This window comes from Candidatus Paracaedimonas acanthamoebae (assembly GCA_017307065.1).
In the GTDB taxonomy this organism is placed as follows: Bacteria; Pseudomonadota; Alphaproteobacteria; order Caedimonadales; family Caedimonadaceae; genus Paracaedimonas; species Paracaedimonas acanthamoebae_A.
In genome coordinates, this window is sequence record JAFKGL010000018.1 from 58376 (window position 1) to 64655 (window position 6280).

Sequence of the window (6280 nt, forward strand, 5' to 3'; positions counted from 1 at the left end):
TTCCACCCTGTTGTCAATTCGATTATTAAAAAATGTTTATTCTCATGAATAATAACTTCAGATTTCAGTCTCTTTTTCCTGCTTTTGAAGCCTTCTTTTCGTCATTCTTGCCTTTTCTCCATGCGGATCCGAAAGATCTGACACGATTCCTCTTAAGGTTCGAACTTCTTGGGATGTCAATGGAACTCTTGAAAACATATTATGAATTGTCCGAAGCATTTTAGGTTTCTTATGATCAGCCCTAAAATAGCCCGAAAGGTCTAGCTCTCCTTCAAGTTGGTTCAGAAATCCTAATAATTCTTCCCGGCTTGCTAAAGAGGCTTCTCCTTTTTTTAAGGTCATTTCGGGGAATTTTACTTTAGCTTGATACCACTCATAAGCAATCAAAAGAACTGCTTGCGCTAAGTTAAGGGAACTAAATTCGGGATTCACCGGCACAAAAATATTGCCCTCACATAAGGCCACATCTTCATTATCAAGCCCCGCCCGTTCAGGTCCAAAGAGTACCCCAATGCGATGATTTTCTTGGACCATTTCAACAAAAAAATCAGCCGCTTTCTTAGGTGTTAACTGAAGTTCAACCATATCTCGATGGCGCGCACTTGTTGAGAAAACGCGATGCAAATCTGCAATCGCTTCACCCGTTGAATTAAATATTTTTGCTTGTTCCAAGACTTCATCCGCCCCCGCTGCAAGGGCCCGCGCATCTCGATGACAATGATCAACCAAAGGCCTAACAAGCCTCAGATCTCGCAATTCACAATTGAGCATGGCACGCGCTGTCTTGCCAATATTTTGGGGGATCTGCGACTCCACAAGAATAATCACGGGACCTATCATGATATGGCACTTTTCTCTACTGTTGTTAAAATATCGGAAAATTTATAATAGCCTGGCTTTTGATTTGCAAGCCATAGCGCCGCTTTAAGGGCTCCCTTTGCATAAATATCTCGCTTTAAAGCCCGATGAGAGAATTCAACAATCTCTTCATCCGAAGCAAACATTACAGAATGATCCCCAATCACACTGCCCCCTCGTAAAACTGCAAAACCTATGTCGTTTTCACGGCGCGCTTGACGTTGGCGGGTTCGATCATAGATCGCGCTCTCTTGAAGTGAAAGATCTCGTCCTTCTGCCGCTGCCTTGGCAAGCATTAGAGATGTTCCTGATGGCGCATCTTGCTTGTGACGGTGATGCATTTCCAGAACCTCCACATCAAAATCAGCGCCCAACTTTTTCGAAGCTTCTTTCACCATCTCAAAAAGCAAATTAATCCCTAAACTAAAATTCGCAGAGTAAAGGATGGGAATGGTAAGTGAAGCTTTCTCTAACACCTGAAATTGCTCTTTTGATAATCCCGTCGTTCCAATAACAAGAGCAATTTTTTCTCGAAGAGCGACGTCAAGATGCGCCTGAAGCGTTTCAGGTGTTGTAAAATCAATAATAACCTTAGAATTTTTAAAGGCTTTCTCTGTCATTGACGTTAAAACAACATCGTTAGGCCCTTGCGGGAAAAGCGTTGTAAGAGCTTCGCCATTGAACAGACTTGTGCAGGAAACCTTGGCCCCCGTAAGCTTTGCGTATGGTGATTCAAGGACCTGCTGAATGATCAGCTGCCCCATGCGCCCAGAAGCGCCAGCAACTGCTATATGAATATGATCCGTCATTTTTCTGCCTTTATTTCCAAAGAGTGACAATCTCCTTAACATTTTTTTACATATTGGGATAGCGTGGTCCATCCCCACCTTCAGGGGGTCGCCATTCAATATTTTGCAAGGGATCTTTAATATCGCATGTTTTACAATGAACGCAATTTTGCGCGTTAATATGAAGTTTCTGTTCTCCTGACGCCGCTTGTACAATCTCATACACACCCGCAGGACAATATCGTTGCTCAGGTGCATTATAGTTTGCAAGATTATACAAAATCGGAATGTCCTGATCTTTCAAGTGCAAATGACAAGGCTGGTCTTCTGCATGGTTTGTGTTGGAAAGATAAACGGAGGACATTTTATCAAATGAAATAATACCATCCGGCTTTGGGTATGAAATAGGCTGGCATTCTTCTGCTTTTTTTAAAGAACGATGATCTTCACGATGTTTTAACGTCCACGGGAATTTCCCTCTAGATAGAGTTTCAAACGCAGCATTCACTAAACCAGCCCATAATCCTTTTTGGAATCCTGGGCGCATATTACGGACAGGCTTTAGCTCTTCCGCAATCCAACTCTTCTGAACCGCTTGATCAAGATTGCCCTCTTCTGGCTCTTTACCTTGACTTAAAGCGTCAAAAATCACTTCGGCCGCGATCATCCCTGATTTCATTGCCGTGTGGGTTCCTTTAATTTTGGGCACATTGAGGAAGCCCGCAGCACAGCCAATTAAAGAGCCCCCTTGAAAGCTCAATCGCGGAATTGATTGCCATCCACCCTCATTCAGTGCCCGCGCGCCATAAGAAATACGTCGCCCTCCTTCCAAAAGTGACTTAATGGTCGGATGATGCTTAAAGCGCTGAAATTCTTCATAAGGGCTCAGATAAGGATTTTTATAATCCAAACCAATGACAAATCCAATAGCGAGTTGATTATTCTCTAAGTGATAGAGGAAAGAGCCGCCATAGGTTTCCGCCTCAAGTGGCCAACCCAGCGTATGTACTACAAGCCCCTGCTGATGCTTCTCGGGGTTAATTTCCCACAGTTCTTTAAGACCAAGTCCATACGTTTGAGGTTGGCACTCGCGCCGTAGATTAAATCGCTCAAAGAGTTCTTTACTTAACGAGCCTCGACATCCTTCTGCAAAGATAACATGGCGCGCGAGAATTTGGACCCCAGGTTCATAAGAATCCTTTTGCTGCCCTTCACGATCAAGCCCTCTCGGTGTTGTCTCTACCCCAATCACTTTCCCTTGATCATCATAAAGTGTTTGCCCCAAAGAAAAGCCAGGATAAATTTCAACGCCTAAAGATTCTGCTTGTCCTGCAAGCCACCGACAAAAGTTACCGAGGCTAATGATATAATTCCCGTGATTTTTCATGGGTGGTGGTGTTGGTAACCGAAAAGATCTTTTTTCTGTTAAAAAAAGGAACTTATCTTGTTGGACCGGCGTTTCTAAGGGCGCCCCCTTTTCCTTCCAATCAGGAATCAGTTCCTGAAGCGCGCGCGGCTCAAGAACAGCGCCTGAAAGGATATGAGCTCCCACCTCGGCTCCTTTCTCAAGAACGCACACACTTAGGTCGTGCGATTTTTCGGCACATAGCTGTTTTAAGCGGATAGCCGCTGCCAATCCTGCGGGCCCTGCGCCCACAATTACAACATCAAAATTTAAAGCGTCTCCCATGTTTTCCCTCTTTTTATTATACTTTCAGTATAGCATAAAATCAGCCTTAAGTCGATAAAATTATTAAAATTTTTGAATTATTTATTGTTTATTTTCAATAATTTAAAATAAAAAATGTTACTGTTTTTTATAAAAAAATAGAAAAAAATTCCCCCTCATAATATTCCTTAAAAAAGTGAAGATTTTGCTTGATTTTTATCTCACACCCCAGTAAAGATGTGCCCATGTCCCCATCGTCTAGAGGCCTAGGACACCGCCCTTTCACGGCGGCAACGCGGGTTCGAATCCCGCTGGGGACGCCATTTTTTTCTCCGGTTTACAACCTTCTTATGTTTTTTTTATTTTCTCATAAAAATTACTCTGCCCATATTTTAAAGAGTGCATTATCAATTTGACGAATTTTTGAGAGAAGAGTACAACCACCTCATTGTGATTAAAATAACGAAGCATGACCATGAAAATTTTCTATCAATTATCCTTAACCTTGCTATTAAACTTTGTAGCTCCTTTAAATGCTAGCGTCGAAAATACCCCAACTTCTCAAGCTGTTTCTCTTGATCAAATTGCGACCTTTTTAGCTGGCATTCCGCAAAGCGGCGCCTTTGCTGACTATGAACAGTCCCCCGAATGGCAAGATTTCTCTAAAGATTTTGAAGATCGCTGGACAAGAATCCAAGAAAAACGTCTTCTTCCCATGAAAGCTTGGCGTGACCAATATTTAGATCCAATCACTTTACCACTCTTCTATCCGATGGGGGGACCTGATGTTTTGAATGCCCTTCTATTCTTTCCACAAAGCCCTGAATATTTTATTATTGGCCTTGAGCGTGTGGGAAAGAATCTTTCTTTTGATATGCTAAACTTGCCTGAGAAGCGTCAAAGCTACCTTCAAAACGTTCAAAATGGAACAAGTTCTCTCTTTCATCGTAGCTTTTTTATTACAAAAGATATGTCCAAAGACTTTTTTGATTGTGGCGTTCTTCCAACTCTTCTAGCACTTCTCAAACGATCTCAAGCCAAGATAAAATCGATTACTTTTGTGAAGATAACGTCTGAAGGTGACCTTCTTGAATGCCCTGATCACGAAGCGCAAGGTGTGTCGATCTCATTCCTTCAACAAGGCCATGACAAGCCTCAAACACTTACTTACTTTAGACAGAATATGAACGACAACCATATTCACCAAATCACACCTTTCCTCAAAAAGAAAGGCCCGTGGGCAACAATGTTTAAGTCCGCCTCTTACACCCCTCATCAAACTGGTTTTGCGAAGCTTGTTGACTTTGTCCTTGAGAATACAACGTTGCTTCTTCAAGATGATACCGGCCTTCCTTATCGCGTGCTCCAACAACATCAATGGCAACTAAGATATTTTGGCGTTTATGAAGAACCCTATGGGGAAAGCTTTGTGGCGTATAAACAACCTGACCTTGCACGTTATTTCGTTGAACAAAAAGATACTATTCGGGAATTACCTTTCCGAATTGGATATGGATACGGCAAAGTTCCCTCTAATCTTTTGATTGCAATGCCCCCTATAAAAGATGCAGAGCCGGTTAATACAGCAGATTCACCCTCTTCTTAAAAAATCTTGGGTGATCTCTATTCAAGATTTTAATTAATTTTTTTATCCTATTCATAAAAAACGAGGAGAAAAGTCTCTCCTCGCTTCTTTTAAAATAAAGCCTTTTTAGATGAGACTAATTTTATTAGTCACCCAATTTATACTTAACACGAAACATTATACGATTTTCACGAGGCTTAACTTGTACATGACGCGTAACAATTTGGCTTGGCTCATGCCTTACATCATAAGAAAGTTTTTGGTATTGTAGGTGACTGACTTCTGCGCCAACTGCAACGCATTCGGTGACAGAAAAGTCTACACCGGCTCCAAGTTCCCAACCAGTACGGCGCTTGGAAGCACTTCCTTTACCGATTGCTGTAGAAATACCATCTGTTATCGATTCCCACTTTGAGGTGACAATACCAACTTTTACATAAGGAAGAACGGTTCTTGCTACTGTTTTACCAAGACGTAAGGCAACTCCATAACCATCCTTTAATTTAACAGATGTTAATATCGGGCGTGGGGCATTTATAGATGTTTTAATATCTCCCTTAACATTTCCAAATATCGCACTGACTTGAAGTCCCGCAAAAAAAGTATTGTTGAAAACGCGACCATACTCAATATTAGCACCACCAAGGGCTCCACGTTGAGAAACATTAGAATGATCTGTGACCATTGGAGTAACTCTTGTCGTATTGCGATCAGCTGTGGATTCACCAATACCATATCCACCTTGTAACCCAATTGAAAAACCATCTAAGCTTGTTCGTAGTGTTTCAGCCTGAGCGGACATGATGCCGGCCAATGCTGTAACGAAATATAAACCTTTTTTCATTTTTCTCTCCTTAAAAATTATAAAACTAGTACAGATTTTTATCAAAAAAACCTTTTAAGGCAAATAAAAATTCCCCTCTTTTTATTTGCCGATATTCTCTTAAGAAATTTCTTAAAGTCTACTATTCTGAGACCTTAATCATTTCCTTTATTTTCTGCGTTTCTTTCTTTTATTCTTTTCGGTTGTAGATGCCGTTAATTTCTTGCCTTCGGCTTCTTCAGGTTGCTGATATCCATATGCTTTCTGAAGAGCACCTACATTAATTTTACCGAGTTTTTTAGGTTTTTTTTCTTCTTCGTCATCACTAGGAGCGGGAAGAACGACTTTTATCTCTTCTTCCTCATCATTACTGGGAGCGGGAGGAATGATTTTCATCTCTTCTTCCTCGTCATCACTGGGAGCGGGAGGAATGATTTTCATCTCTTCTTCCTCGTCATCACTGGGAGCGGGAGGAATGATTTTCATCTCTTCTTCCTCGTCATCACTGGGAGCGGGAGGAATGATTTTCATCTCTTCTTCCTCGTCATCACTGGGAG

General features: G+C 41.6%; 6 protein-coding genes and 1 tRNA gene. 2 read left to right on the plus strand and 5 right to left on the minus strand.

Annotated elements, in window-relative coordinates; genetic code table 11:
• Positions 1-57 precede the first annotated feature (57 nt).
• Genes J0H12_04805 through J0H12_04815 form a run of 3 tightly spaced genes read right to left on the minus strand, consistent with a single transcriptional unit; the run spans position 58 to position 3336 of the window.
• A complete protein-coding gene (locus tag J0H12_04805; protein ID MBN9413226.1) occupies positions 58-840 on the minus strand; it encodes an RNA methyltransferase in 783 nt (260 codons plus the stop codon).
• Positions 837-1667 carry a 4-hydroxy-tetrahydrodipicolinate reductase gene (locus J0H12_04810; protein ID MBN9413227.1) on the minus strand — a complete coding sequence of 277 codons (831 nt, stop codon included), beginning with the start codon at positions 1665-1667 and terminating at the stop codon, positions 837-839. Before J0H12_04810 ends, J0H12_04805 begins: the two co-directional genes overlap by 4 nt.
• A 46-nt stretch (positions 1668-1713) precedes the next feature.
• Positions 1714-3336: an electron transfer flavoprotein-ubiquinone oxidoreductase gene (locus J0H12_04815; GenBank protein MBN9413228.1), complete on the minus strand. Its 1623-nt coding sequence runs from the start codon at positions 3334-3336 to the stop codon at positions 1714-1716.
• A gap of 226 nt (positions 3337-3562) precedes the next feature.
• Here J0H12_04815 and J0H12_04820 point away from each other — a divergent pair.
• Positions 3563-3638, plus strand: a tRNA-Glu gene (locus J0H12_04820).
• A 152-nt stretch (positions 3639-3790) separates the two neighbouring features.
• On the plus strand, positions 3791-4921 hold the full coding sequence (locus J0H12_04825) for a hypothetical protein (GenBank protein MBN9413229.1): 1131 nt from the start codon (positions 3791-3793) through the stop codon (positions 4919-4921).
• Positions 4922-5045: 124 nt separating this feature from the next.
• On the opposite strand, the gene J0H12_04830 is transcribed toward J0H12_04825, so the two are convergent.
• Together J0H12_04830 and J0H12_04835 are read right to left on the minus strand one after the other, a co-directional pair.
• The gene (locus J0H12_04830; GenBank protein ID MBN9413230.1) at positions 5046-5744 is read right to left on the minus strand and encodes an outer membrane beta-barrel protein; all 699 of its coding nucleotides are present in this window, start codon (positions 5742-5744) and stop codon (positions 5046-5048) included.
• A 147-nt stretch (positions 5745-5891) separates the two neighbouring features.
• A partial coding sequence (locus J0H12_04835) for a hypothetical protein (protein ID MBN9413231.1) occupies positions 5892-6280 on the minus strand: 389 nt, incomplete at its 5' end.

What these genes read in the sequence shown, in the direction of transcription:
- J0H12_04810 (MBN9413227.1), bottom strand. Translation starts at nt 1,667, where the DNA reads ATGACGGATCATATTCATATAGCAGTTGCTGGCGCTTCTGGGCGCATG.
- J0H12_04830 (MBN9413230.1), bottom strand. Translation starts at nt 5,744, where the DNA reads ATGAAAAAAGGTTTATATTTCGTTACAGCATTGGCCGGCATCATGTCC.
- J0H12_04825 (MBN9413229.1), top strand. Translation starts at nt 3,791, where the DNA reads ATGAAAATTTTCTATCAATTATCCTTAACCTTGCTATTAAACTTTGTA.
- J0H12_04805 (MBN9413226.1), bottom strand. Translation starts at nt 840, where the DNA reads ATGATAGGTCCCGTGATTATTCTTGTGGAGTCGCAGATCCCCCAAAAT.
- J0H12_04815 (MBN9413228.1), bottom strand. Translation starts at nt 3,336, where the DNA reads ATGGGAGACGCTTTAAATTTTGATGTTGTAATTGTGGGCGCAGGGCCC.